The sequence below is a fragment of the Phreatobacter stygius genome, assembly GCF_005144885.1.
Classification (GTDB): Bacteria; Pseudomonadota; Alphaproteobacteria; order Rhizobiales; family Phreatobacteraceae; genus Phreatobacter; species Phreatobacter stygius.
Genome location: NZ_CP039690.1, coordinates 466,182 through 491,408 on the forward strand (window position 1 = coordinate 466,182; position 25,227 = coordinate 491,408).

20 protein-coding genes are annotated in these 25,227 nt (G+C 64.0%); 7 read left to right on the forward strand and 13 right to left on the reverse strand.

The window, feature by feature from the left end:
• Positions 1–10: 10 nt before the first annotated feature.
• The 7 genes from E8M01_RS02230 to E8M01_RS02260 form a co-directional block, all read right to left on the reverse strand.
• A complete protein-coding gene (locus tag E8M01_RS02230; protein WP_136958618.1) occupies positions 11–1,192 on the reverse strand; it encodes a dihydrodipicolinate synthase family protein in 1,182 nt (393 codons plus the stop codon).
• A 23-nt stretch (positions 1,193–1,215) separates the two neighbouring features.
• Positions 1,216–2,367: a Gfo/Idh/MocA family protein gene (locus E8M01_RS02235; protein ID WP_136958619.1), complete on the reverse strand. Its 1,152-nt coding sequence runs from the start codon at positions 2,365–2,367 to the stop codon at positions 1,216–1,218.
• Positions 2,364–3,770: an enolase gene (locus tag E8M01_RS02240; protein ID WP_136958620.1), complete on the reverse strand. Its 1,407-nt coding sequence runs from the start codon at positions 3,768–3,770 to the stop codon at positions 2,364–2,366. The genes E8M01_RS02235 and E8M01_RS02240 overlap by 4 nt, the downstream gene beginning before the upstream one ends.
• Before the next feature lies 1 nt (position 3,771).
• Complete coding sequence (locus E8M01_RS02245) at positions 3,772–4,587, reverse strand: ABC transporter ATP-binding protein (RefSeq protein ID WP_136958621.1); 816 nt, start codon at positions 4,585–4,587, stop codon at positions 3,772–3,774.
• 239 nt (positions 4,588–4,826) lie between these two features.
• A complete protein-coding gene (locus E8M01_RS02250; protein ID WP_136958622.1) occupies positions 4,827–5,831 on the reverse strand; it encodes an ABC transporter substrate-binding protein in 1,005 nt (334 codons plus the stop codon).
• 51 nt (positions 5,832–5,882) lie between these two features.
• The gene (locus E8M01_RS02255; protein WP_136958623.1) at positions 5,883–6,695 is read right to left on the reverse strand and encodes an ABC transporter permease; all 813 of its coding nucleotides are present in this window, start codon (positions 6,693–6,695) and stop codon (positions 5,883–5,885) included.
• Positions 6,696–6,859: 164 nt separating this feature from the next.
• Positions 6,860–7,996, reverse strand: a complete 1,137-nt coding sequence (locus E8M01_RS02260; protein WP_170181734.1) for a glycosyltransferase — start codon at positions 7,994–7,996, stop codon at positions 6,860–6,862.
• Positions 7,997–8,162: 166 nt separating this feature from the next.
• Here E8M01_RS02260 and E8M01_RS02265 point away from each other — a divergent pair, with 166 nt between their 5' ends.
• Together E8M01_RS02265 and E8M01_RS02270 are read left to right on the forward strand one after the other, a co-directional pair.
• Entirely contained in the window at positions 8,163–8,498 is a 336-nt protein-coding gene (locus tag E8M01_RS02265; protein WP_136958625.1) for a hypothetical protein, read from the forward strand.
• Between the two features lie 342 nt (positions 8,499–8,840).
• Positions 8,841–10,793 carry an SDR family NAD(P)-dependent oxidoreductase gene (locus E8M01_RS02270; protein ID WP_170181735.1) on the forward strand — a complete coding sequence of 651 codons (1,953 nt, stop codon included), beginning with the start codon at positions 8,841–8,843 and terminating at the stop codon, positions 10,791–10,793.
• A gap of 25 nt (positions 10,794–10,818) precedes the next feature.
• Here the strand turns inward: E8M01_RS02270 and E8M01_RS02275 are convergent, their stop codons facing one another.
• Positions 10,819–12,156, reverse strand: coding sequence for an HlyD family type I secretion periplasmic adaptor subunit (locus E8M01_RS02275; protein ID WP_246088569.1), 1,338 nt, complete (start codon positions 12,154–12,156; stop codon positions 10,819–10,821).
• Positions 12,153–13,874, reverse strand: a complete 1,722-nt coding sequence (locus tag E8M01_RS02280; protein WP_170181736.1) for a type I secretion system permease/ATPase — start codon at positions 13,872–13,874, stop codon at positions 12,153–12,155. The genes E8M01_RS02275 and E8M01_RS02280 overlap by 4 nt, the downstream gene beginning before the upstream one ends.
• Positions 13,875–14,092: 218 nt before the next feature.
• Between E8M01_RS02280 and E8M01_RS02285 the strand changes: the two genes are divergently transcribed.
• Positions 14,093–15,292: an IS256 family transposase gene (locus tag E8M01_RS02285; RefSeq protein ID WP_136958628.1), complete on the forward strand. Its 1,200-nt coding sequence runs from the start codon at positions 14,093–14,095 to the stop codon at positions 15,290–15,292.
• Positions 15,293–15,781: 489 nt separating this feature from the next.
• On the opposite strand, the gene E8M01_RS02290 is transcribed toward E8M01_RS02285, so the two are convergent.
• From E8M01_RS02290 to E8M01_RS02305, 4 genes are all read right to left on the reverse strand, one after another.
• The gene (locus E8M01_RS02290; RefSeq protein ID WP_136958629.1) at positions 15,782–16,462 is read right to left on the reverse strand and encodes a class I SAM-dependent methyltransferase; all 681 of its coding nucleotides are present in this window, start codon (positions 16,460–16,462) and stop codon (positions 15,782–15,784) included.
• Positions 16,463–16,504: 42 nt separating this feature from the next.
• Positions 16,505–17,770, reverse strand: a complete 1,266-nt coding sequence (locus E8M01_RS02295) for a class I SAM-dependent methyltransferase (RefSeq protein ID WP_136958630.1) — start codon at positions 17,768–17,770, stop codon at positions 16,505–16,507.
• Positions 17,771–17,786: 16 nt separating this feature from the next.
• On the reverse strand, positions 17,787–18,665 hold the full coding sequence (locus E8M01_RS02300) for a sugar nucleotide-binding protein (protein WP_170181737.1): 879 nt from the start codon (positions 18,663–18,665) through the stop codon (positions 17,787–17,789).
• Between the two features lie 149 nt (positions 18,666–18,814).
• Entirely contained in the window at positions 18,815–20,767 is a 1,953-nt protein-coding gene (locus tag E8M01_RS02305) for a hypothetical protein (RefSeq protein ID WP_136958632.1), read from the reverse strand.
• Between the two features lie 523 nt (positions 20,768–21,290).
• Here E8M01_RS02305 and E8M01_RS02310 point away from each other — a divergent pair.
• From E8M01_RS02310 to E8M01_RS02325, 4 genes are all read left to right on the forward strand, one after another.
• Positions 21,291–21,800: a WbuC family cupin fold metalloprotein gene (locus E8M01_RS02310; RefSeq protein WP_170181738.1), complete on the forward strand. Its 510-nt coding sequence runs from the start codon at positions 21,291–21,293 to the stop codon at positions 21,798–21,800.
• 141 nt (positions 21,801–21,941) lie between these two features.
• Positions 21,942–23,147, forward strand: coding sequence for a methyltransferase domain-containing protein (locus E8M01_RS02315; RefSeq protein WP_136958634.1), 1,206 nt, complete (start codon positions 21,942–21,944; stop codon positions 23,145–23,147).
• Positions 23,148–23,238: 91 nt separating this feature from the next.
• Positions 23,239–24,105 carry an ABC transporter permease gene (locus tag E8M01_RS02320; protein ID WP_136958635.1) on the forward strand — a complete coding sequence of 289 codons (867 nt, stop codon included), beginning with the start codon at positions 23,239–23,241 and terminating at the stop codon, positions 24,103–24,105.
• 12 nt (positions 24,106–24,117) lie between these two features.
• Positions 24,118–25,212, forward strand: coding sequence for an ABC transporter ATP-binding protein (locus E8M01_RS02325; RefSeq protein ID WP_136958636.1), 1,095 nt, complete (start codon positions 24,118–24,120; stop codon positions 25,210–25,212).
• Positions 25,213–25,227: the final 15 nt, after the last annotated feature.

Here is a 25,227-nt window from a genome sequence, read left to right on the forward strand (position 1 = left end):
AAGGGTGGGCTCACCCGACACCCCTGACCGCCATGACCGCCGCCATGCGGGCGGCCGCCCGTTCGGGATCGCGCAGGATGCCGGCCTTGTCGGCGAGCCGGAACAGTTCAGCCAGATGCTGGGTCGAGCGTGTGCTCTCCTGGCCGCCGACCATGGTGAAATGGTCCTGGTGCCCGTTCAGATAGGCAACAAACACCACGCCGGTCTTGTAGAAGCGGGTCGGCGCCTTGAAGATATGGCGCGACAGCGGCACGGTCGGCGCGAAGATCGCGTGGAAGGTCTCGAGATCATCATCGGCGAGTGCCGACAACGCACCGGCGGCGGCCGGCGCGATGGCGTCGAAAATGCCGAGCAGCGCGTGGGAATAGCCTTGTGCATCGCCGGCGATCAGCTCGGCATAATTGAAGTCGTCGCCGGTATACATCAGCACCCGTTTGTCCAGGCGCCGGCGCATGGCGATCTCCTTGTCCTTGTCGAGGAGCGAGACCTTGACGCCGTCTATTCTTGCCGCATTGGCATTGATCACGCCGACCGCCGTATCCATGGCGGCGTCGAGATCGGCGGTGCCCCAATAACCCGACAGGGCCGGATCGAACATGTCGCCGAGCCAGTGGATGATCACCGGCTCAGCCGACTGACCGAGGATCCGGTCATAAACCCTGGCATAATCAGCCGGGCCCTTGGCGACCCGGGCGAGCGCCCGCGAGGCCATCATGATGATCCGCCCGCCGGCCGCCTCGATGGCCTCGAACTGGGTTTCGTAAGCCCTGATCACGTCGTCGAGCGAACCGGCCTCGGCCGGATCGAGATGATCGGTGCCGGCACCCGAAAACACCACCGCGCCGGGGGTGGCTTTCGCCGCCCTGACCGAGCGCTGGATCAATTCCAGCGCCATCGGCCAGTCGAGCCCCATGCCGCGCTGGGCGGTGTCCATGGCCTCGGCGACGCCGAGGCCGAGGCCCCAGAGATAGTCGCGATAGGCCATGGTCCGGTCCCAGTCGATGGCAACGCCCAGCCAGGGATCGACCTCGGCGAGCGGATCGGCAACCATGTGGGCGGCGGCCAGTGCCACCCGGTTGAGCGGCGTCGCCGTGCGCGGGAAGCTTTTCGGCGCCGAGAGCTTGTAATGCTCGAGCCCGCGGCTGGCCGTCGGCAGAACAACGGATGCCTGGCTGTGCGGTTTGTCCAGCATGGTCGTGTCTCCCTCTTTCGCGTTCAAATGGTCAGGGCGGGAACGTCGACCCAGCGGCGTTCCTTCCAGCTCTGCAAGGCGCATTCGACCAGCTGCACGCCCTTGGCGCCTTCCACCAGCGTGTAGGAATAGGGCGTGTCCTCGACCACGTGGCGAATGAACATTTCCCACTGGACCTTGAAGCCGTTGTCGTACTGGACGTTGTCGGGAACCTTCTGCCAGGTCGAGCGGAAGTCGATGGCCTGTTTCTGGTCGGGGTTCCACACCGGGCGGGGCGTGGCGGCGCGCGGCTGGATCATGCAGTCATGCAGCCCGGCGACCGCCGACCCAAGCGTGCCGTCGACATTGAAGGTGACCAGGTCGTCGCGATAGACGCGGGTGGCCCAGGACATGTTCATATGCGCAATCACGCCGCCTTCGAGCTCGAAGGTGGCATAGGCCGCATCGTCGGCGGTCGCCTTGTAGCGCCGCCCGTTTTCGTCGACACGCTCGGGGATATGGGTGGCGCCGAGGCAGGAGACCGACTTCACCTGGCCGAACAGGTTGTCGAGCACGTAACGCCAGTGGCAGACCATATCGAGGATCATGCCGCCGCCGTCCTCGTTGCGGTAGTTCCACGAGGGTCGCTGCGCCTCCTGCCAGTCGCCTTCGAACACCCAGTAGCCGAACTCGCCGCGCACCGAGAGCATCTGGCCGAAAAAGCCGGAATCCCGGAGCATTTTCAGCTTCTGCAGGCCGGGCAGGAACAGCTTGTCCTGCACCGTGCCGTTCTTCACGCCCTTGTCGCGGGCGAGCCGGCAAATGCGCAGCGCCTCGGGCAGGTTGGTCGAGATCGGCTTCTCGCAATAGATATGTTTGCCGGCATTGATCGCCTGTTCCAAGAGCGTCGGACGCATCTGGGTGGTCGCCGCATCGAAGAAGATCTGGTTTTTCGGATCGGCTATTGCCGCGTCGAGATCGGTGCCCCAGCGCTCCACGCCATTGGCCTTGGCAAGTGCCGCCACCTTGTCGGCATTGCGCCCGATCAGGATCGGGTCGAGCTGCACCTTCGAGCCATCGGACATGGTGACGCCGCCCTCAGCCCGGATGGCGGCGACCGAGCGCACCAGGTGCTGGTTGGTGCCCATGCGGCCGGTGACGCCGTTCATCACGACACCAAGGGTCTTTGTGCTCATGAGGGTAGTCCTTCAGTTGAATTCGCAAGTGGTGAAAGAGACGCCCAATCGGGCATGGCGCCGGAAGCGAAGCCCGGGCCGAACAGCGAGGAGGTGGCGAGCCGGCCGCGCGCGGCGGCGAGCCGGATGCGGCCTTGGTCCCGCGTGTAGAGATCGGGGTGAGCCGCCAGGAAGGCTTCGGCTTCGCTTGCCGGCGCCTGGCCGAAACCATCGACATAATGGTGGCCGTTGCGCTCGACATGACCCAGGCCGAGCGCCGCGACCAGGGCGGTGTCCTGCTGCACGGCGAGGCCCGGCTGGCAGGTGAGGTCTTCGGCCGACAGCACGAAGGGCGCGCCGGCCGCATCGGCTTGCGCATTCGCGACCGCGACGCGGGCGGCATTGAGCAGCGCCTTGTAGAGGCCCTTGCAGGATTTCGCGGAGACGCCGCGATAACCGAGCGCCAGCGCGCGCGGGAAAGCGTCATAAGCGTCATCGGCCTCGTCGATGATGACGGTGCGGGCGGCGAGCCGGGGGTCGAGCGGACTGTCGAAGGTGATCCGCCGGTCAAAGGGCTGTTCGACCAGGAGCAGCCGTCCGATGAACCGGCCGAGCTTGGGGTCGGCCTCGATCAGCGCGAACAAGGCCAGCAGGTCGGCCGGGGCATATTGTTCATTGGCGTCGACCGTGACCTGGTAATCGATGCCGCGACGGTCGATCAGGCCGGCTATGGCCGAGAGCCTGAGATGGTCGGCCGCCGGATCGCCTGACAGTTTGATCTTGAAGAAGCGCAGGTCCGACGCGTCGAGCTCGGCGGCCAGCCCGCCCTCCCCGTCGATCTCGTCGTTCAGCCCGATGGTGTGGCGGATGGCGATCGACGGGTGCGGTTTCAGGCCGGCGAGCATCCGGTGGATCGCCGCCTGGTCGAGATCCGGCGTCAGCCTGGTGTCGAGCCCGACGGCATTGCCGTTGAGCATTTCGACGAAGCTTGCGCCGAGCGCCTTGGCGAGCCCGTCGAGAATGGCCTTGTCGATCAGCGCCACGCCGAAACCGGCGCTGAGCGCGGTAATGTCGGAGGCGTGCGCCCAGGCGCCCTGGGCGCCGTGATGGGCGGCATGAAGGCCAAAGGCGGTGTCGGGCGGGCGTGGTTCCGAGCCGGTCGAAACCGCATGGGCGAGGCTGGCGCGCAGGTCCGCGACGGTTGCGGCGGCGCTGCGCTCGGCTCGTTTGTCGAACCATTTCGGCGGCATCAGCTCGGCCGAAGCGCCGGTCGCCCGGGCGCCGCCTTCGACCTCGACGCCAAGCCTGACGAAGGCCTGCCACGCACCCTCCACCGTCACCGCGCCGAAACGGAACGGCCGGGCGAACGGCGTCCAGCGCTCGAAGGCTTCGATGTCGTGGAGGCGGATCAGCGGCGCCGTCATGTCAGTCGATATTGCCCTGGGAGTAGAAGTGCGAACGCACCTGTCTGGCGAGCTCGGTGAAAACAGGCGCGCCCATCATGTCGAGGGTGCGCGGGCGCGGCAGCGGCACGTCATAGATCGCCGCGATCGCACCGGGCCGGTCGGTCATGACCACCACCCGGTCGGCCAGGAACACCGATTCCGGGATCGAATGGGTGATCAGCAGAATGGTCTTTCTGGTCTCATGATGAATGCGTTGCAGCTGCAGGTTCATCCGTTCGCGGGTCAGCGCATCGAGCGCGCCAAAAGGTTCGTCCATCAGCACGATCTTCGGATCATGGACCAGCGCCCGGCAGATCGCCGCGCGCTGCTGCATGCCACCCGACAACTGCCAGGGATATTTGTTCTCGAAACCGGTGAGGCCGGCGGTCTTGATCAGCGCTTGGGCGCGGGCGAGATGGCTCGCGTGGTCGAGGCGCCTGACCTCCACCGGCATCATGATGTTGCGGATGACGCTGCGCCAGGCGAGCAGCACCGGGTTCTGGAACACGATGCCGACATCGTCGGGCGGTTCGACCACCGGCTTGCCGGCCACCGTGACGCCGCCGCTGGATGGCTGGATCAGGCCGGCGATCAGCTTCAGAAGCGTCGACTTGCCACAACCCGACGGACCGACCACCGCGACGAATTCGCCGTCGCGGATGTCGAGGTCGATCGGGGTCAGCGAGGGCACGTCGCCATCCGCCGTGCGATAGGTCTTGGTCAGCTTTTCGATCGCGATCGCCGGCGGCCCGGCGGTTTTCGCTTCATCGACAAGGCGGAGCTTGGGTGCGGTCATCGCGAGGTCCACATGGGATTTGCAGTTCGGTTGGCCGTCCTTCGAGGCTCGCAAGAGCTCGCACCTTAGGATGAGGAAGGTTGTGTTTTGCAGCAGGGGCGGCGCCGGATGCGCGCTGAACGCGACGCCTCATGAGCAAGGGACGTGCAGATCTTCACCGCCCTCATCCTGAGGTGCGAGCGCCCTTGCGCGAGCCTCGAAGGACGACCGAGCCCCGCGCAAGCCACTCGCACCCCTCTCTAATTCGTCGCCCTCCCGGGCAGGAAATCGGTGGTGTAGAACGACTGCACCCGGGTTTTCGCCACCGGATCGACACCGCCGAACTCGACCAGGATATCGACCGTGTCGGCGACCGCCTTCGGCTGGGTCTGGAACGGCCTTTGGTCCGGGGTCAGGCGATAGAGCCCGGCCGAAATGGTGAAGCCCTCGGTCAGCGTGTCCTTCTTGCCGGCCTTCGGATCGGCCTCCAGCATGGCCTCGGCCGCTGCCGCCGGGGCCTTTTCGGCAGCCTCCGCTGCAAGCGTCGCGGCCTTCATGAAGCGGCGCACCAGGTCCGGGTTCGCGGTCAGCGTGTCGCGATGGGTGATGACCCCGGTCGCCACCGAATTCAGCCCGTAATCGGCGAACATGATCGGATAGACCGACTTGCCGGTGACATCCTTGATCTTCATCGACTGGTCGTGGGAATAACCGAGCAGCACGTCGGCCTGGCCGGAAATGACAGCATTGAGCTTGGTCTGGGCGTCGCCGGCGACGATCTTGACGTCGGCCTCGGTGAGGCCCGCCTTTTTCAGGAAGGCCGGCCAGACCTGCGAGAGCGCATCGCCCGGCGTGGTGGCGACCGTCTTGCCCTTCAGGTCGGCGGCGGTGCGAATGTTCTTTTCGGCAAAACCCATGGCGCTGGCCGGGTTCTTCTGCAGCAGCACGCCGGTGGAAATGACCGGCGCGCCGCGCACCGCGCCGCGCACGATGGCCGACATGTCGGAATATCCGAACAGCGCGGATCTGGCGGCGACCGCCTGCAGCGTCACCGCCGAGCCGCGGCCTTCCATGATCTCGAGATCGATGCCTTCGGCGGCGAACAGGCCGAGCTTCTTGCCGAGGAAGAACGGCGCGTGTTCGCCGTAGAGATACCAGTTGAGCAGGAACTGCACCTTGTCGGCGGGGCGGCTCGACTGCCCGAGCGCCGGGCTGGCGACCAGGCCGGAGGCGGCGAGGCCTGTGAGAAAATGACGGCGATGCATGGTCTTCCTCCCTCGGTTTGGCGGACCGTTCGAGCGGCCGCCTTTGCTTGATCAGGCGGTGAACTGGAAGTCCTGCCGCCGGCTCGCGTGCCAGGGCAAAGCCAGGCGCTCGATGAGGTCGACGATCCAGAACAGGATGACGCCGATCACCGCCAGCAGCACGAGGGCCGCGAACATGGTCGGCAGTTCGAAATTGCCGATCGAGCGCTGCAGCACGAAACCGATGCCGGAATTCGAGCCGACGAATTCGCCGACCACCGCGCCGACCACGGCGAGCGTCACCGAGACCTTCAGGCCGGAAAAGATGGCGGGCAGCGCGTTCGGCAGGCTGACCATGGTGAACATTTGCCAGCGCGAACATTTCATCGAGCGCGCCAGGTCGCGCATTTCGGTGTCGAGCGACTTGAAGCCCTGGACGCCGGCGACCACCACGGGGAAGAACCCGAGCAGGAAGGCGGTGATGATCTTCGGCGCAATGCCGAAACCGAACCAGACGACGAACAAGGGCGCGATCGCCACCTTCGGGATCGACTGGGAGAACACCAGCAGGGGATAAAAATAGGATTCGACCGTGCGCGAGCCGGCGATCAGCATGGCGGTGGGAATGCCGAACAGCGCCGACAGCACGAAGCCGCCAAGGGTCGCGATCGTCGTGGGAACGGACTGGGCGATCAGCATGGCGCCTTCGGTGCGGAAGGTTTTCACCACCTCCCAGGGCGCCGGCACCAGATAGGGCGGGATATCCAGGAGCCGGATCACCAGGTCCCACAGCACCAGCAGCATGACGAGCAGCGCGAAGGGGCGGAGCCATGAGGCGCGCTTCAGCGCCCTGGTCCAGGCGTTCGGCTTGCCTGTGTCCGCCATCGTCCGCTCCCGGTGACATCGGGCCCTCTGAGGCGGGGCTCTTGTGTAACTCACCAGTTACTTACCTGCGGGAGGCGCAAGCTGTCAAGCCGCGGCGGCGGTCGAAACCCGCTCCGGTCACGCCACCGGCGCCGGCCGGGCAAGCTGTCAATGGGACGCGCGGCTCACCCCCTGCCGCCGGCCTTGGCGACAAGCCGCCGGTAAGCCGCGACAACGGTCTCGGCCACCGTCTCGACCGAATAGCCGTCGACCACGCGGGCGCGCGCCTTCAGGCCCATGGCGTCGACGTCGGCCGAAGCGAGCCGCCGCAAGGCTTCCGCCAGAGCCGCGACGTCATCGGCCCGGACAACCAGGCCGGTCTCGCCATCACGGACGAATTCACGGCAACCGGGGACATCGGTGACAACAGCCGGCAGCCCGCCCGCCGCCGCCTCCAAAAGCGCCTTCGGCAACCCCTCGCCGCCACGCGACGGCAGAATGAAGGCGTGGTGTTCGGCAAGGATCCTGGCGACGTCGTCGCGCGCGCCGAGCATGGTGACGCCCGGCGTCGCGGCAAAACCCGCGAGCTCGTCGGCCGTATAGGCGCGCGGGTTGCGCGGGTCGCCGGCGCCGATCAGCGTCAGCGTCACGTCGAGACCCTGGCCGCGTGCTTGCGCCACCGCCGCCACCGCCAAGTCGACACCCTTGGAGCGGATCATCCGCGCCACCAGCGCCAGCTTCATCGGCGGCCGCGCCAGCGGCGCGCGCGGGCTGAAGGCGGTGACATCGACGCCGGCGCCGCCGAGCTGGACGACCCGCCCCGCCTTGATCGCGCGCGACAGTCCCATGGCCGGTCCGTCCGACGGGTTCTCGGTCAGCCAGACCGTGGCGGGCCCGTCGAGCGCCGCGCGAGCGGCAAAAGCCAGCGCGCCGGCGGCGAGCTTCCGGCCGTTCGCCGCGAGAAAGCCGAGGCCGGTCACGCTGACCACGGTCGGAAATCGGCCGGACAGGGTGCGCGCGAGTGCCGCGATCGCCATGCCATGCAGGCCGAAGGCATGGACGATGGTCGGCCGCCCGGGATCGATCAGCCCGATCGCCTGGCGTGCCGCCGGCACCAGGTTTTTCGGCGCGAGCCCGGCGCGCGCCGCCTTGGCCGCGACGACATGAATGCCCTCGGCCTCGATCCGTTCGGAAGCCGGGCCGCGCGCCGCAAGCAGCGTGACGTCGAAGCCGGCCGCGCGCGCCGCCACACCCCAGGGCAGGAAATGCGACCGGAAGAACCAATCCTCGTTGATGATGACGAGAATCCTGGGCGCGCTCATGGCTGCGTCCCGGAACCCGAGACCCCCGCCGCCTGTGGAGAGGTTCCATCGAGCCACGCCTTCGCCATGTTCCTTGCCTTTATCCTCAGCCAGTGAGACAAATCGCCGGTTCGCCGGCATCGCCAAGGCGGCCCGGGCGAAGGGCGCCCCGATTTTAAGAAATCCTATGCCAACAATCGCCGAAGAAGTTGAACGTTGCCTTCCCTACTTCGTCCGGCTCTGCGTTAACAGCGTCATCGTGACCGGCGCCGGCCTGGATGAATCGGCCCGCATCGTCGCGCAGGAACTGGCGGACAGAATGAAGCGCGAACCAGGCATGGGCCTGGACCTGCAGGACCATTTCGCCGCCACCCTCGAGGACCTGATCCAGCTGGTGTCGACGCTGGCGCCCCGGCTGCCGGCGCAGATGCTCACCGAGTTCGCCGAGAAAGCGTCACAGGCCCAGGTCGCTTCCACACTCGAACGGTCGCTGATCGGTGCGCTGCGCGCGGCCCAAGCCTGATCCCGAACCATCAACTCCCCGGCGCGCGCTACGACATTCACACATCTCGAGAACATGCGGCCTTTCAATGCCTTGCGCGCGGCTCTGTCGTGCAAGGCATTGGAAATACTACCGTTTCGAAATGTGTGAATCCGCTGGCCGGCGCGCCCGGGGTGCCTGTGGCATGAAGGCATGGGGCGGCCATTCGAGCGTGGAATTCCCACGACCAGCCGCCCCGGGAAACTTGACCGGCCGGGGAAACGATGGTTTGTCGTAGCGCTTGTGCAGCTTGCCTGCCGATGTCACGGGATCGAACTCCGCCAAGCCATCCCACGCAAAACCCTCAGCGCCGTGAACAGTCATTTGAAGAAGATTCCGTTCAAGACCTATTGGGTTGCGCTGCATGATTTCGGCGTGACCTTTCTGGCGTTGGCTCTTGCCATCTCGCTGCGCGGTGAACCCCATATCCCTGATTTCGGGCGTCGATTCGAGATATTCGCCGGGCTGGCCTTCGCCGCCTTCGCGCTTTTCGTCTATTATATCTGTTCGCTCTACGCGTCGCGCTGGCGCTTTGCCTCGCTTTTCGACCTGTTCGGCATCTTCAAGGCGGTCTCGATCCTGACCGCGACGCTGCTGATCGCCGACTACATGATCTCGCCGCGCTATATCGACGCCAACAAATTTTTCGGCGGCCGGACACTGGCGATCTATTGGTCGGTGCAGATCATCCTGCTCGGCGGTCCCCGCGTCGCCTACCGCGCCTTCCGCAACTGGCGCCGCGCCAATGTCCACAATGCCGACATGCTGGCGGCCATTGCGATCGGCCGTGCCTCGGATGCCGAGGGCGTCATCAAGCTCGCCGAAGCGGGTCTTGCCGGCCCGATCCGCATTTTCGGCATCGTCACGACGGTGCCGCAGGAGGTCCACCAGGTGGTCCGCGGCGTGCCGGTCTGGGGTCTGATCGACAGCGTGGAGGGCATCGTCCGGGACGCGGCCGAGCGCGGCATCGCCATCCAGCGAGCGCTGATCGCGCCGGAGGCGCTGAAGGAGGTCCGCCAGATCGAAGAGGTGGTCGGCACGTTCCGGCGCCTCGGCATCCCGGCGATCCGGCTCGACATCGCCCATTCGACCGATATGGCGCGCCCGGCAAAACTGCATGCGGTGATCGACGACGACCTCCTGATCCGGCCCCTGGTCGAGGTCGATGAGGAACCGCTGCAGGCCTATGTCCAGGGCAAGAGGGTGGTGGTGACCGGCGGCGGCGGCTCGATCGGCGCGGAGCTGGCGCTGCGCAGCGCCGAGATCGGCGCCGCCCGGGTGCTGGTGATCGACCATTCGGAAGCGGCGCTGCACGCCGTGCTCGAGCGCGCCGAATTGACGCTGGAAGACAAGGCGGAGGTGGTCGAAGGCCGCCTTTGCGACATCCGCGACCGCGCGCGCATTGCCGAACTGATCCAGGCCTTCGCTCCCGACGTGGTGTTCCATGCCGCGGCGCTGAAACACGTGCCGCATCTGGAGCGCGAGGTGGCCGAAGCGGTGCGCACCAATGTGCTCGGCACGGTCAACACGGCGGATGCGGCGATCGCCGCGGGCGTCGGCGTCTTCGTGCTGATCTCCACCGACAAGGCCACCAAGCCGGCCTCGATCCTCGGCGCCACCAAGCGGATCGCCGAACTCTACACCCAGTCGATCGACGCGGCGCCGGCCCTGGTCGGCGGACATGTGCGACATGCCACCCGGCTCGTCGCGGTGCGCTTCGGCAATGTCATCGGCACGGCCGGCTCGGTGGTGCCCCGCTTCCGCGCGCAGATCGAGGCGGGCGGCCCGGTGACGGTCACCGATCCGGCGATGGTGCGCTATTTCATGACCAAGCGCGAGGCGACCGATCTCTTGTGGACGGCCGCGCGCGTCACCACTGCCCAGGGCACCGGCTGCCAGTCCGCGGTGCTGGTGCTGAACATGGGCCAGCCGGTGAGGATCGATGATCTCGCCCGGCGGATGATCCGGCTCGCCGGTTTCGAGCCCGACCACGGCATGCAGATCGTCTATACCGGCAAGCGGCCGGGCGAGCGCATGGCCGAATTCCTGTTCGAAGATCGCGAGCCGCAATTCGATATTGGCGTGCGCGGCATCGTCGCCGCCGAATCCCAATCGATCCCGCTGCCGCGCCTGCATGCCATCATCGCAGAACTCGCCAGCGCTGCCGAACAGGGCGACGACGAGACCGTACGCGACCTGGTGGCCGATCTGGTACCGGAGATCCGCAAGCCGAAAAACGTCATCGCGATTGGCCAGGCGCGCGGCCAGGCCGTCTGAGCCCGACCGCTCTTCGCCACCCGCGTCAATTCTCCCGGAAGGCGCGGTTGAGCTGATCGGCGATCGGTTTCATCAGATAGGCGAGTGCCGTGCGGTCCTGGGTGCGGACAAAGACTTCCGCTGGCATGCCCGAGACCAGCCGATGGGTGCCGATCTTGGCGAGCTCACCATCCAGCACCGCGACGCGGGCGGTGAAATAGACCGCGTTGGTCTGCTGCTCACGCACGACATCGGCCGACACGCGCGTCACCTTGCCCTGCACTTCGGGCGTGGTGCCATGGGGCAAGGCGCTGAAGCGGATATGGGCCGGCTGGCCAATGGCGACCTTTTCGATGTCTTGCGGCTGGATGCGGATTTCGATGACCAGGAGGTCGTCACCGGGCACGATCTGCATGATCGGCTGGCCCGGCGGAATGACGCCGCCGACGGTGTGATAGTTGAGCTGATGCACCAGGCCGCTTTGCGGTGCGCGGATCTCGATCCGCTTCAGCGTGTCTTCCGCCTGGATCCGGCGCTCGACGAACTCGCCGATGCGCCCCTGCACGTCACGCAGCTCGGTCGACACCTCGCGGCGCAGATCCTGGCCGATCTGCAGGATCAGCAATTCGGTCTCGGTGATGCGCGCCTCGGCCCGGGCGCGCTCGGCGACGAACTGGCCGACGTCGCCGGTGAGCCGCGCCTGCTCGCGTTCCAGCTCGACCATGCGGGTGCGCGGCACGAGGTTGCGCCGGTAGAGATCGCCGACATCGGCGACCTCGCGGTCGATCAGCTCGACCTGGCGGCGGCGGGCCTTCTCCTGGGCGCTGATGCCGGCGATCTCTTCGCGGATCTGGCCGATCCGCTCGCGCATCTGCCGGGCCTGGCCGTCGCGGGTCTCGAGCCGCGCCAGAAACAGGCTCTTCTCGCTGGCGACAGCACGCGCCACATCGGGCAGGCCCATGATGGCCGCCAGATCGGCCGGCACGGCGAATTCGCGCAGGCCGTCGCGTTCGGCCTCCAATCGCGCCAGCCGCGCCTGCATCTCGTTGAGCTGCTTGACCACGACCTGCAGATTGGCCCGGGTCACCGTATCGTCGAGCCGGACCAGCAGATCGCCTTCGCCGACCCGCGCGCTGTCGCGCACGTGGATCTCGCCGATCACCCCGCCGGTCGGATGCTGCACCGTCTTGACATTGGTATCGGCGACAATGGTGCCGCTGGCCACCACCGCTCCGGAGAGCGGCACGGTGGCGGCCCAGGTGCCGACGCCGCCGACCAGCGCGACGACGATGACCAGCCCGGCGATGACCAGCCGGCGCATGGATGTCTCCGGCGTGGCCTGACGATGATCCATCGCGCCGGGTCTCTGCGTCTCGTCGGTCATGATCTCGCCCCCTTCGGCGGCGGCGCCAGCACCCGCTTCAAAACCTCGTCGCGCGGGCCGAAGGCGGCAAGCCGGCCCTCGCGCATCACGGCGACGACATCCACCGCCGCGATGGCGCTCGGCCTGTGGGCAATGACGATGGCGATGCCGCCGCGCTCGCGGACATGACGGATCGCCTGGGTGACGGCCGCCTCGCCCTCCATGTCGAGATTGGCATTGGGCTCGTCGAGCAACACGAGGAAGGGATCGCCGAACACCGCGCGGGCCAGCGCCACCCGTTGCCGCTGGCCGCCGGACAAGGCCGTGCCGCCATCACCGATCCGGGTCTCGTAGCCTTCCGGCAGGCCGCGGATCATGCCGTCGGCGCCGGCGACGCGTGCCGCCGCGACCACTTGCTCCGGATCGGCGCCGGGCCGGAAACGCGCGATGTTCTCGGCGATGGTGCCGTCGAACAGGCCAATATCCTGGGGCAGATAGCCAATGAAATCGCCGCGCGCCTCGGCCGACCATTGCGACAGTTCCGAGCCGTCGAGCCGGATCGAGCCGCGCAGCGGCGCCCAGACGCCGGCGAGCGTGCGCGCCAGGGTCGACTTGCCCGAGGCCGACGGCCCGATGACACCCAGCGCCTGGCCGGCGAGCAGCGACAGCGAGATGCCCTGGATGATCGGGTTCTGTGTAGCGGGAGCGCCGGTGAACACCTGATCGAGCGTCAACATTTGCCTGGGCGACGCGAGCGGCATGGGCAAGGCGGCGGGCGGCAGCGCCCGCATCGCATGGCGCAGCCGAGCCCAGGCTTGGCGCGCGGCGATGAAGGCCTTCCAATGGCCGACCGCGAGTTCGATCGGCGCCAGCGCCCGCCCCATGAGGATGGACGAGGCGATCATCACGCCGGCCGTCGCCTGGTCTGACAGCACCAGGAAGGCGCCGAGCCCGAGAATGCCCGACTGCATGGCCATGCGGAAGGTGCGCGACACCGTGCCGTAAAGCGTGACGGCATCGGTCGCCGCCTCGTTGGCGGCGAGGTAGCGGCCATTGATCGCGGCATAACGGCCTGACAGCGCCGCCTGCATGCCCATGGCGGCGACGGCTTCGGCATTGCGCCTGGAGGTTTCGGCCATCGCCGCGCGCGCCGCCGCCTCGCGCGAAAAGGTTTGCGTCGGCGCGCGGGTGGCGCGCTCGGTGAGCCAGGTCATGGCAAACAGCACCACGCAGCCGCCGAGCACGGCCCAGCCGATGAGCGGATGCAGCAGGAAGCAGAGGATGACGAAGACCGGCATCCAGGGCAGATCGAAAAAGGCCGTCGGGCCGAGCCCTGAGACGAAGGCGCGCACGGTGTCGAGATCACGGCTCGGCTGCAGCGCATCGGCCCCCGCCCCCGCCTTCAGCGGGATCGCCAGGATCATCTGGTAGATCCGGTCCGCCAGCCGGCGGTCGACCGCGACACCGACCCGGGTGAGCAGGCGCTGCCGGATGACATCGAGCACCGCCTGCACCAGGAAGACGCCGGCGAGCAGCACGGTGAGCCCGACCAGGGTCTGCACGCTGCGGCTGCCCAGCACCCGGTCATAGACCTGCAGCATGTAGAGCGCGCCGGCGAGCATCAGCACGTTGAGCACGCCGGAGAACAGCGCCGCCGCCCAGAGCGGACCACGGCAGGCCCGCAGGGCTTCGCCAACAGGATCTGCCGTCGTGGTGGCGGTGCGATGAAACAAGGGCATCCCGGCGCTCAAGCTCTCGATCTCTCCGGCCTTCTGCTGGCGTGGCGTTGCGGGGCTGCGACGGCGAAGCCTTGAGAATGTTTCCGGCACTAATATGCACACAAGTGGCACCGATGGGATGTCGTGTCCCGATTGGTGGTGTAACTGACGGGTGGTCATCGGCGGTTGCCGGTTAGGTTTGGGTTGCGACGACCAACCCCGAACCGAGAGATCCACCGATGACCGACGAGATGATGAACCTGCGCGGGCTGCTGGAGAAGAGCCCCGACGCCGATTTGCTGCGCGAGATGATCGGCTTTGCCGCCGGGCGGCTGATGGAGCTCGAGGTCAGCGGCCTTGCCGGCGCCGGCTTCGGCGAGAAGAGCCCGGACCGCCTGGCCCAGCGCAATGGCTATCGCGAGCGGGATTGGGAGACCCGCGCCGGCACGGTCGAGCTGCGCATCCCGAGGCTACGCAAAGGCTCCTACTTTCCGGGCTTTCTGGAGCCGCGCCGGCTGGCCGAGAAGGCGCTGACCGCGGTGATCCAAGAGGCTTACATCCAGGGTATCTCGACCCGCTCGGTCGATGACCTGGTCAAGGCGATGGGCATGAGCGGCATCTCGAAGAGCCAAGTCAGCCGGCTCTGCGAGGAAATCGACCAGCGCGTCCATGCCTTCCTCGACCGGCCGATCGAGGGCGACTGGCCCTATCTGTGGATCGACGCGACCTATGTGAAGGTCCGCCAGGCCGGCCGGATCGTCTCGGTGGCGGTGATCGTGGCGGTCGGTGTAAGCGGCGACGGTCGGCGCGAGGTGCTGGGCATGGATATCGGCCCCTCCGAGGCAGAGACCTTCTGGACGGCGTTCTTGCGCAAACTGGCCAGACGCGGCCTGCGCGGCGTAAAACTCGTCGTCTCCGACAGCCACGAAGGCATCAAGGCGGCGGTCTCCAAGGTGCTCACCGCGACCTGGCAGCGCTGCCGCGTGCACTTCATGAGGAATGCGCTCGCCCATGCCGGCCGCAGCGGGCGGCGCGTTGTCTCAGCCTTCATCGCCACCGCTTTCGCCCAAGACAATGCAACGGCCGCCAGCCAGCAATGGCGCCGGGTCGCCGACCAGCTCAGGCCAACGGTGCCGAAACTGGCGGCTCTGATGGATACCGCCGAGACCGACGTGCTGGCCTATATGACCTTCCCGACGCAGCATCGGGCGAAGCTCCACAGCACCAATCCGCTGGAGCGCGTCAACGGCGAGATCAAGCGCAGGACCGAGGTGGTCGGCATCTTCCCCAACGAGGCCGCCATCGCCCGGCTCGTCGGCGCGATCCTGCTCGAACAGAACGATGAATGGGCCGTCCAGCGGGCCCGCTACATGACCCTGGAAACCATGGCCGGCCTGAGCGATGATCCTAGTGTCGGCCTGCCAGCCGTGGCAGCCTGACCAGCCCGGCCTATGCCGGTGATCGTGGGGCCTTGCGCCAGCTACACCACGCTACGGGACATGACCCCGGTGGGATGTCGCCGAGGACTCCATAGCCCTAGTTCGACAGGCAGAAGGAGCTGTCGTGGCCGAGACGATCAATCGGCAAATTCACAGGAAATCGCCGCAAAAAACTTCCGCGATATCAACCGGATACCCGAACCGCCTACGTCTGGCGGAGCAATATGTGACCGCCCCGGCATTCGCTCGGCCCCCGCCAAGCAGAACTACTACGCAGCGGATAAATTTCAATGGCGGCGTCAAATGATGCCCACGGACCCAAAAAAACTGCGCCTCGCCACCGCGCAGGCCTATTCTTTCTGATTTTTGTCGATTTGACGGAAAATCGTCAACAACCTGGAGGCTGTCGACGACTCCAGATGTCAACATACAGCAACGGTCACGAAATCAGGCATTGCAGGTGTGGCTCGATACGATCGAGCGCTCCTCTTACCTGCGCCTACCAGCGCCGACAGCAAAAATATAGTGCGCCATCTTGTGAAAACCCGTATGCACCACTTCGTCATTCATGCTGAACATGAATACGTTATAGAAATATTTTTGCATTAGGCGCTTTAGGTCAGGCGCAGTCTTGCAGTTAACATGCCCCGCTTTCGACTGTGTAGAGGCATAGACTTGGCTTTCCAGCGACGGAAGCCCGATTATCCCGACGCCTTCGACATCGAGCGGCGCAAAAGAGTTGTGCAGGAAGAGTTCCTCCTGTTCTGGCTCGATATGCTCCAGCACGTCGAGGGCATAGACTGCGTCGAATTCACCGGGAACCGGGCCGTCGAGCATATCGTGGACGAACACGTCGAATGTCCATCGTGGCACCATGCGCGACTTGACGTCGTCAATAAACACCGGATCGAAGTCGATGCCCGTAAGCTTATCGACCTCCGCCTGCACGATGCGCGTGCCGAACGCGTCACCACAGCCAACCTCAAGCGCATGCTTTCGACCAGCCAGCATTTTCGAAACGAATTTATAGCGCGAAAAGCGAAACACGATATGCTTCGGGTCTTCATACCAGCTCTCGCTGCTACGTAACCCCATAGACTCAACACCACGCTCTGTCGCCGCCTCGACAATAACCTGGTATTGAGCTTCTTTGGTCTTGGCTTTATCCATCTCGTGGAATCTCCGACACTCTTGTGGCAGCAGCGCTCTGATCTAGAGCTTGATATCTCCATCCCTGCCGACGACTCGCGTCTCCGGACAAAGGACGACGAAATGTCCGCCATTGTTTAGGTATTCTTGGTTACTTTCGATGATCTTCTGCGAATGCACCCAAGCAAGGATCACTGCATAATCGGGCATACGCTTTAGAAGTTCTGCAGTCGGAACGATCGGGATGCCATCACCAGACGCAAGCTTTCCAACCTTCTGCGGATGATCATCGACAATGAAGTCGATTGTTCCGGCCAGGCCAAGCTGTGCAATAAGGGTGGGGCCACTGCGCGCGGCTCCGTATCCTGCAATCGTCTTCCCCTCGTTTCGCCACTTGGATGCGAGGCCGGCGGTTTGTTCGCGCAACTGCTTCAACTTGGCGTCGAACGCACGCAGGACATCAAGATCGTCCAACCGGCGCTCATCCTCCAGTGCCACCAGTTGCTGCACCGAGGCCTCGACCGGCCGGCCTCCACCCTTGAGCTGCACGGTGCCGATCAGAGAGCCATGCTGGATCCGTGCACGCTCTGCGGCAACCAGCTCCAGGCCATGTTGGTCAAGAAACCGCACCATGGGTTTCACAGAGTGATGGCTCATGTGCTCATGGAAGATCGTAGCGATAAGCACGCCATCGATAATATCCATAAGGTACTGCGCCTCGAAAAAGAAGAGGCCGTCCGGCGCAAGCATGATGCGCACGCACTCCGCTATCTCGCCAAGATCGTCGGCGTGAGCGAAGACATTGAAGGCACAAATGATATGCGCCGGCCCATGTTCTTCGCGGATTTTTTTTGCAAGATCGAGCGTCATCAGCGACGTGATCGTTGGAATGCCGGCATCGTTCGCGCGCTGGGCGGCGTCCTTGGCCGGGTCGATGCCGAGGACGCGGTAGCCCGCATTCTTGAAAGGCTTCAAGAGCGAACCGTCATTGCTCCCGATATCGATGACGAGCGCGCCCGCAGGCGGCTCGGCCTTGCGGATGAACTTGTCCGACATCTGCCCGAAATGCTCGGGCATCCCCTTCGCTTCGCCGGAGTAATATGTATAGGAATCCCAGAGAAATTTCGGGTCGATGACGTCCAGCTGCTGCACGTGGCCACAATCGGCGCACATGTAGACATCGATGGGAAATCTGGGAGCTTGCGCCGCAACACTGGGATCAGTGGTGTAGTTTTCCGACAGCGGGATCGGCTCGAGATTGACAACTCGTTCCACGTTCTTTGAATCGCACAGACGGCAGCTCGTCCGACGGGTAACAATCGCGGTCATAATCGGTGTCCTCGGATTAGTCGCCTAGATCTGCAATGAGATCGTCGAGCTTTTGCGGCTCAATACCGGTCAGTTGTGTCGTCCTCGTCATCCCAAGGCCGCTGTAGCGCGGCTTGAACGCGATGTGGATGCCCTTCTCCGCCGCGGACGAGGGCGAAATCAACGCCGCATCGACGCCGGCGCGACGCGCAAGAGCATGTGCGAAAGTGACATAGTCGACATTCTCCGCGCCCGAAAGGTGCAGGTTGCCCGATACGCGCCTCTCGCCAATAGTGACGAGCGCTTCGCCAACGAACCGCACGGAGATTGGCGCGAAGATCAAGTCCGAAAAGGGCTGGACAGGCTCGCCACGCCGCCAGGCGTCGAACCAGGCCGGCAGCGGCGACACCGCCCCATTCATGATCTTCGTCAGACGCACGATGTTGAGTCGATCCGTGGCACCCAGTCGTTCGGCGGCGGCGCGAACCGCCAGCTCCCCGTCCGATTTCTGCTGCGCGTATGCGATCTGAGGCGCGTGAGCATCGTCTTCCCCGGGCCATGGGCGCTCGCCACCAAAGACCGAATTGGTCGAGATGAACGTCACAAAGAGGCCCTGCTCGAGCAACGAAGCCACCGTGCGAGGAATGAGCTCGACATTGATCACCCGTGCCATAGGGTCCGTCTCGCAACGATCGTAGTTCGTCGCAGCCGCGATAACGAAGGCGTAACCGACCCCGTCCGGGGCCTTGAACGGTTCCGTGCTCTCGAAATCGAGAAAGGTCCGGCCGACCGTCAGGTTGCTGTGCCGACGTGTCGTCGTGAAGAAAGAATGTCCCCGGCGCCTGAGCGCAGCGGTCACGCCGCCGCCAACGAGACTGTCTCCTCCGACAACCAGAAATCCCGCCTCATCCGTCATCTGTGGGCAAACCTGTCTTGGGTACGAGAGTCGAAATCGCGCCTGACGTTTGAGCCGCATGTCATCGGGGCCACATCGCGACCAAAATCGCGCTCGTGATCGCCCCCCTGACAGCGCCACAGGACGCCGGCCTGCCGCCGCAACTTCATTTAGCGAGGCTGTCTACTGGGACGACTGAAAGATGCGAGAAAACTGCTGCAGAATTGTGGGCATTTCTTCGTCAGATTCCTGTTGCGCAGATTGCTGACCGACATCATGGCGGCGACGCCGAACCATGACAGGACAGCGGCCGCGACAAGCGGCAGCCGCCAGACGGATGAGGGCCACAGGTACCGAAAAAGGCGCCTCTCCACAAGCCGAAGCCGCCGCTTCGTTGCACCGCCAGCGAACCGCGCCGATACACGATAGCCGACCCAGTCCGATGGCAGCAGTTGATCCACATACTGAGCCAGTTCGATAGAAAAATTGCTGGGATCGATCTCGGATTGCACATGGTCGACATAGACGGACAGCGTGCCGTCGCGCTTGATCAGACGCTCGGCCTTCTCCAGCATCTTTCGCATCTCGCGGACATTCGATCGATACATGTGAATGAGAACGTTGTCGTAGCTCCCATCCGGATGGGTGGGCCCGCCCGTACCGGCGTCGCCGCTCTCAGCGAGCCAGGCCTCCAGTCCCAGGTCGACGTCGAACGTCGGCAATTTGCTAAAGTAGGAGGCGAGAGAACCAGCTTCACTGCAGATCAGCAGGTTGCGCTGGCCGGGTCTCGTCGATACCCCGCCGAGCCAATCGAGCACCAGCCGGCAATCGAGCCACAGATAATGCCATATCGGTACATTCGGCCGACGCTGCGCGAGCATCCGCGCCCGTCCAAGCATGCTGGCATACAGGCTGGCAGCAACCCTTCTCGTCCGGCCGACGAGACTGCCTTTCGGAGCGACCGCTGTGGTCTCAGCGGAGGGAGCACTCAGCTCAGATCGTCTGGCAATCTCCAGAGGCAGGTCGCTGTCAGCGTTCCCCCCGAACCTGAGAGACGCCCACGCTTGAACCCCGAACACCCAGTAGAAGTGATCGACATGGTCCAGCGGCGTAGTGCTCATCTCGCGCTGCATCACCCCCATGAAATCAGAAAGCCCGGTGCGAGCGCTCGCGAGGTCGGCCGGCAGGTCTTCCGCATGAAACAGAACATCAACCTCGGCGAAACGCCGATGCTCTCGCGTCGTCCAGACCGACAGCTCCGACGCGATCTCCCGCGGCGTTGACGAACCGCCGGTAAGCAACTCCCTTTCTTGCGCGACCGATTGGAGCTCGAGCATGAAAAAGTCGTCGGAGTCGTCCAAAATGGTGAACTCTCCGCTCGGCACCAACTCTGGAACAAACCCGTAATCGCAGTACGAATTGATGCTCCCCAATGGCACTTCCGGCTTGATCGCCAACATGAAAATCAAGTGGTAGCGGGCCAAAAGCGTTGAGCGGTCCACCTGCCAATAGATCTGGTTGTGCGTCTTGCAGGTCACCAATTCCTGCGTGACGGTCTTGGCCATCACTGTTGGATGGAGATGGTCAAACGCGAGCTTGACCAATTGCCGCGACGACATGCGAAGCACGCCGTCTTTCGGATCGATCGCTGCGCTCAATTCAGGGAGAACGCTCTCCGTGCCCGCCCTCAGGGACGGCGCCATGACGCACCGCCTGCCCTTCTGGAGTTCGCCCACCAATTTGCGCAGGGCGCCGTCGGAAAGGACGAAATCGGAATTCATGAAGATGAAATGCGTGTTCGTTTGCTCCGAACCGCTGTCGAGTATGCCGCGGGCAAATGCCAGCGTTAAAGTCACTCCATAGACGCCGATCGAAATCAGGTCGTCGATAAAAATATAACGAATGTTACAAAGCTCGCTAAGCCTGGAAAAAGCCGGCTCTTCGTCGAATGTCGCCCGGCTATCTCTCGACGTCATGATCAGGATTTCCAGATCCGTCTCGGACGCCACGTAAGGAAGATTACCCTCGGCGAGATAGGACGGGATCGAAACCCTTGCGAACTCCTCAATGTATCTGGCGCCCCAAATCGCGGCGAGGAATTTAACCTTCAATCGTTCAGTCAAATTTTTGGTCCAGACTTGAGGGAACCCAATCCCGCAATTAAACACGTGACGGCGCTGCAGCCCCGTCGGCTCCAATGCCGCCCACCACGAAGCCCTGAGACAAGGCAACAGATAGGGCGGAAGCGCTCGTCAAACCCGCGCCCCTTTCGCCGACTAGACGTCCAGCGCTCCAAGGCTCACGATGAAATCCCAAATTGATCGAGGCCCACTCTGCCCTCTCTAGGGCGCCCCACAGGTGCTCAGTACCAGCCGTTTCGGAGCCAGAGGAATTCTGAGGACGACACGGGATGTATCGTGGTGGTTGCTCGCGGGTCAAGACCACACTGCCCCGGCGCCCCACCTGCCAAGCGCACGCCCGTCTTATAGGCACCCTCGCAGATCCCGAAATGCTCATCGGGCGCGGTAGCGGGAATTCAACGTCAGCTGATGGAATATGTTTATTGGCGCGGGATTGCGAGTATATTTACCGCTGCGAGAGCCGGAGATCACAAATGCAAAGTGTAGCGAATACAAGGAAACGAGCTTGAAGCAGATTTCACAGGAGGTTTTCTACTCCAATGGCGACTTCCTTGCGGTCGACAGCGCCACCATAACGCTATTGCGCGAGAATGCCGCGAGGTCGCCACGGCGCCGCTGCCGACTGTGCTTCCACGCGGACGCAGCTTCAGCCCAGCAAGAAATGTTGATCGTCATGCACCGCAGTTCCTACGTGCGACCTCACCGGCACTTCGGAAAGGTCGAGACCCTTGGCATTGTGGAGGGTGCTTGCGATGCTCTGCTGTTCGACGAAGCTGGAAATGTGACCCGGACGATCAACATGTCGCCGGCCGCCGACGGGGGCAGCTTTTTCTATCGTATGCCCGACAGGGTGTTCCATACTCTGAGATTCAGGTCGGAATGGCTGACCTTCATCGAGACGACCATTGGTCCCTTCGATCCCGCCGCGACCGAAGCGGCGACATGGGCGCCGCCCGAGACGGATCCGGTAGCCGGCCACGCCTTCCTTGCCAATCTGGCCAAACCAGCGATCTGATTCGCCCATCGACCATAGGCAGCCGACGACGCCGGGCTGCACGGTATACAAAATCGAAGCTTTCACCGACGCGCCAGATGCGATACATCGCGCCCACCGTCGAATTCAGGTGTTAACGGATAGAGATTTGGAAGGCTAAGCGTGGCTTGTCTGATTTGTGCGTCGGGGGCTGTCCGGGAACAGCTTGACGTCGGTTGTCACCCCGTCTCGACATTCTTCCTTCAAGAATCGAATGCGCCGGAGCGTGATTTCCGTCTTGCGCTGGGACAGTGCGAAGACTGCGGCACGATCCAAAGCATGGAGCCTGTTCCCCACGACGCGCTCGTACCGCCCTATGATTGGCTATTCGCGCGCGAGCCGGAAGAGCACCTCGATGGCGTGGTCGAGCAGATCCTGGCTTTGCCCGGCGTCAACACCAACAGCGTGATCGGAGCCCTGACGTCGAAGGATGACACCACCGTCGAGCGCTTCCGGCGGAAGGGCTTCCTGAACACCTGGCGCGTGAAGCTCGACGAGGATCTCGGCGTCGCCAATCCGGCTGCCAATATCGAAACCGTGCAGAAGCTCACGACACCGGACCGCATGGCGACAATCGCCGCGCGGCGGGGTGCGGCCGATGTCCTGATTGTCAGGCACATCATGGAGCATGCCGAGGACCCGCGTTCGTTTATCCAGGGTATCGCCGCGCTGGTGAAGCCGGGCGGGATTGTCATGGTGGAAGTACCCGACTGCACCACCAGCCTCAGGCTTCACGACTACTGCATGCTCTGGGAGGAGCATTCGCTTTATTTGACGCCGGAGACGTTCGAGCCAATGCTATCGATCGGTGGCTTGGAGCCGATCCGCACGGATGTGTATCAATTGCCGTTCGAAAACTCTCTTGTGCAGCTCGCGCGCAAGACGGGAACCCCGGGCCCGATCCGCAAAAGCCCGGCTGCGCGCGCGCAGGTTGGGCTGCTTGAGAGCTATGCCCAGGCCTACCAGCCTGCACGGCACACCCTGCGCGCCTCGTTGGAGCGGTTCAGGGCAGAGAGAGGGCCGATCGCACTTTTCGGCGCCGGACACCTTGCCTGCGCGTTCGCCAACTATATGGGCGTGGCTGACCTCATCGATTTCGTCGCGGACGACACGCCACAAAAGCAGGGTAAATTTCTGCCCGGAGGGCGGCTGCCTATCCTTCCATCGGCGGCCCTCGTGGACAAGGGGATCAACCTCGCGCTGCTTGCTCTTTCGATCAACAACGAGGACGCTGTCATAGCGCGCAATGAAGCTTTTGTTCACGCAGGCGGCACGTTCCGATCCATTTTCCGGGCCAGCCCGCGTTCGGTCTTCGCTGGTGGGTTGTAGCGGCTAACGAGCCTTCACCGCCAGTCTTGCCCCAGTTGCCGGATCCTGAGTCGGGCAATCGGGGCGCCGGAGCATTGAGGAACAAAGCGATATGACGATCCCCACAATGCCCGACCTCGAGACGAAAAGGGGTCCGGACAAAAAGGTGCTCGTATCGCCGGCCCCCGGCGGCCCGTTCGCCATCGCGTTGCGTGATCTAGCCGAGGCGGTGCGGCTTGCGCCTGTGTGGCTGCATGCAGGGTGGATCGACGTGGTCTGGCGCTTCCGGCGCACCTGGATCGGGCCATTCTGGCACACGCTCGGGCTTGCCGCGTTCGTACTGACGATGGGCGTGGTCTGGAGCACGATTTTGCGTCAAGATCCCTTGCAGTATTTTCGTTATGTCACTGTAAGCCTGATCGTCTGGGCCCTGATCGCATCGTTTGTCACCGAAGGCACGGGCATACTGGTCGCAGGCCAGTCGACTGCACTATCCATGCGCTTCCCATTCTTTGCCTTCGCCTTCGCTCATGTCTGGCGCGCGTTGCTCTTGTTCGCACATCATTTTCTTCTCTATGTCCTCGTGATGGTGGGCACGCTACACTCGCCGGGGTGGCCGTCTCTCCTCGCGATTCCAGGGCTGCTGCTGCTGACGGCGAACGGTGTGTGGATGAGCCTGCTTTCCGGGCTTCTGTGCCTTCGCTGGCGGGATCTCGCCCCGGCCACCGGGACTGCGATGCAGATAGCGCTGTTCGTGACGCCGGTCTTCTGGCCCAAGGAAATGCTGGGCCCCCAACTGGCCTTCGCTGCCGAGTTGAATCCTTTGTTTCACATGGTCCGCATCGTACGGGAACCGTTGCTCGGCATCACGCCCCCTTTGGTGAGCTGGGTGTGGGTCGCGAGCACGCTTGCTGCCGGCTCAGCAGTGACGCTATGGGCCTACGGTCGGCATCGCGACCGCATACCCTATTGGTACTGAAGGGACATCCCCGTGGCACGTCTGACGGTTGAAGGCGCTTGGGTAGAGTTCCGCGTATCGCTGGCGCGAGGACGCCGCGCAGGCTTGTCACGGACGGGCGGTCAGATCGACCTCGAGCGCGGCATGGTGACGGCGCTTCGCGACATATCCTTCGAATTGCGCGAAGGCGACAGGCTCGGCCTGATGGGTCACAACGGTGCGGGCAAGTCGACCATGCTGCGGCTACTAGCCGGAGTCTATCCGCCGACCCGCGGCCGGATCACCAGCATCGGCACGATATCAACCCTTTTCAACGCCACTCCTGGTCTCAACATCGATGGCACCGGTCGCGAGAACCTCATCACGTGCGGACTGCATCTCGGCCTGACCAGACGCCAGATCGCTGCAAAAATGGATGAGATCATCGATTTCGCTGAACTCGGCGACTATATCGACCTGCCGGTGCGCATCTATTCTTCTGGCATGATGACCCGCCTTGGTTTCTCGATTGCCACGGCGGTCGAGCCCGAGATCCTTCTCCTCGATGAGGGCCTGGCGACCGGCGACGCGCAGTTCGCGCAGAAGGCCGAGCGCAAGATGAACGAGCTCATCACCCGTTCGTCGATCCTCGTCATCGCGTCGCATTCTGAAGCGCTTCTAGCCAGCATGTGCACTCGCTGTCTGCTGTTGGAGCACGGGCGCGTTATCTCAGATGGTCCGGCCGAGACACTCGTAGCGTCCTATCGCGCCTCGGTGATCGAGGCCGCTCGGACCGACGACTTGAACGGACTGAAACGTGCGTACGAGATGGCGACCGACATGGCGCGTCGTGGCGAGAGGCCGCCTCTGGAACTGGAGGAACAGGGACTTCGTCATGCTCTGACCATCGCGCCCGATGATGCCGGCATGTGGCAACGTTATGTAAGTGTGCTTACCATGCAGGGTAGATCGGTTGCGCCGCAGATCGAAGTGCGAATGATTCTCGCTATTCTGGCAAACGATCCTTCGCGCCTCGACCTGAGAAACCGCCTTGACGCGATCCTCGCCGCCTCCGCCGATGACATCGGCGAAGACATTCGTGCGCTTGCTCGCGAGGCGGCGCGGCAGACGGCATCGTTGCCAAACTGACCAGCGCCGCCACGG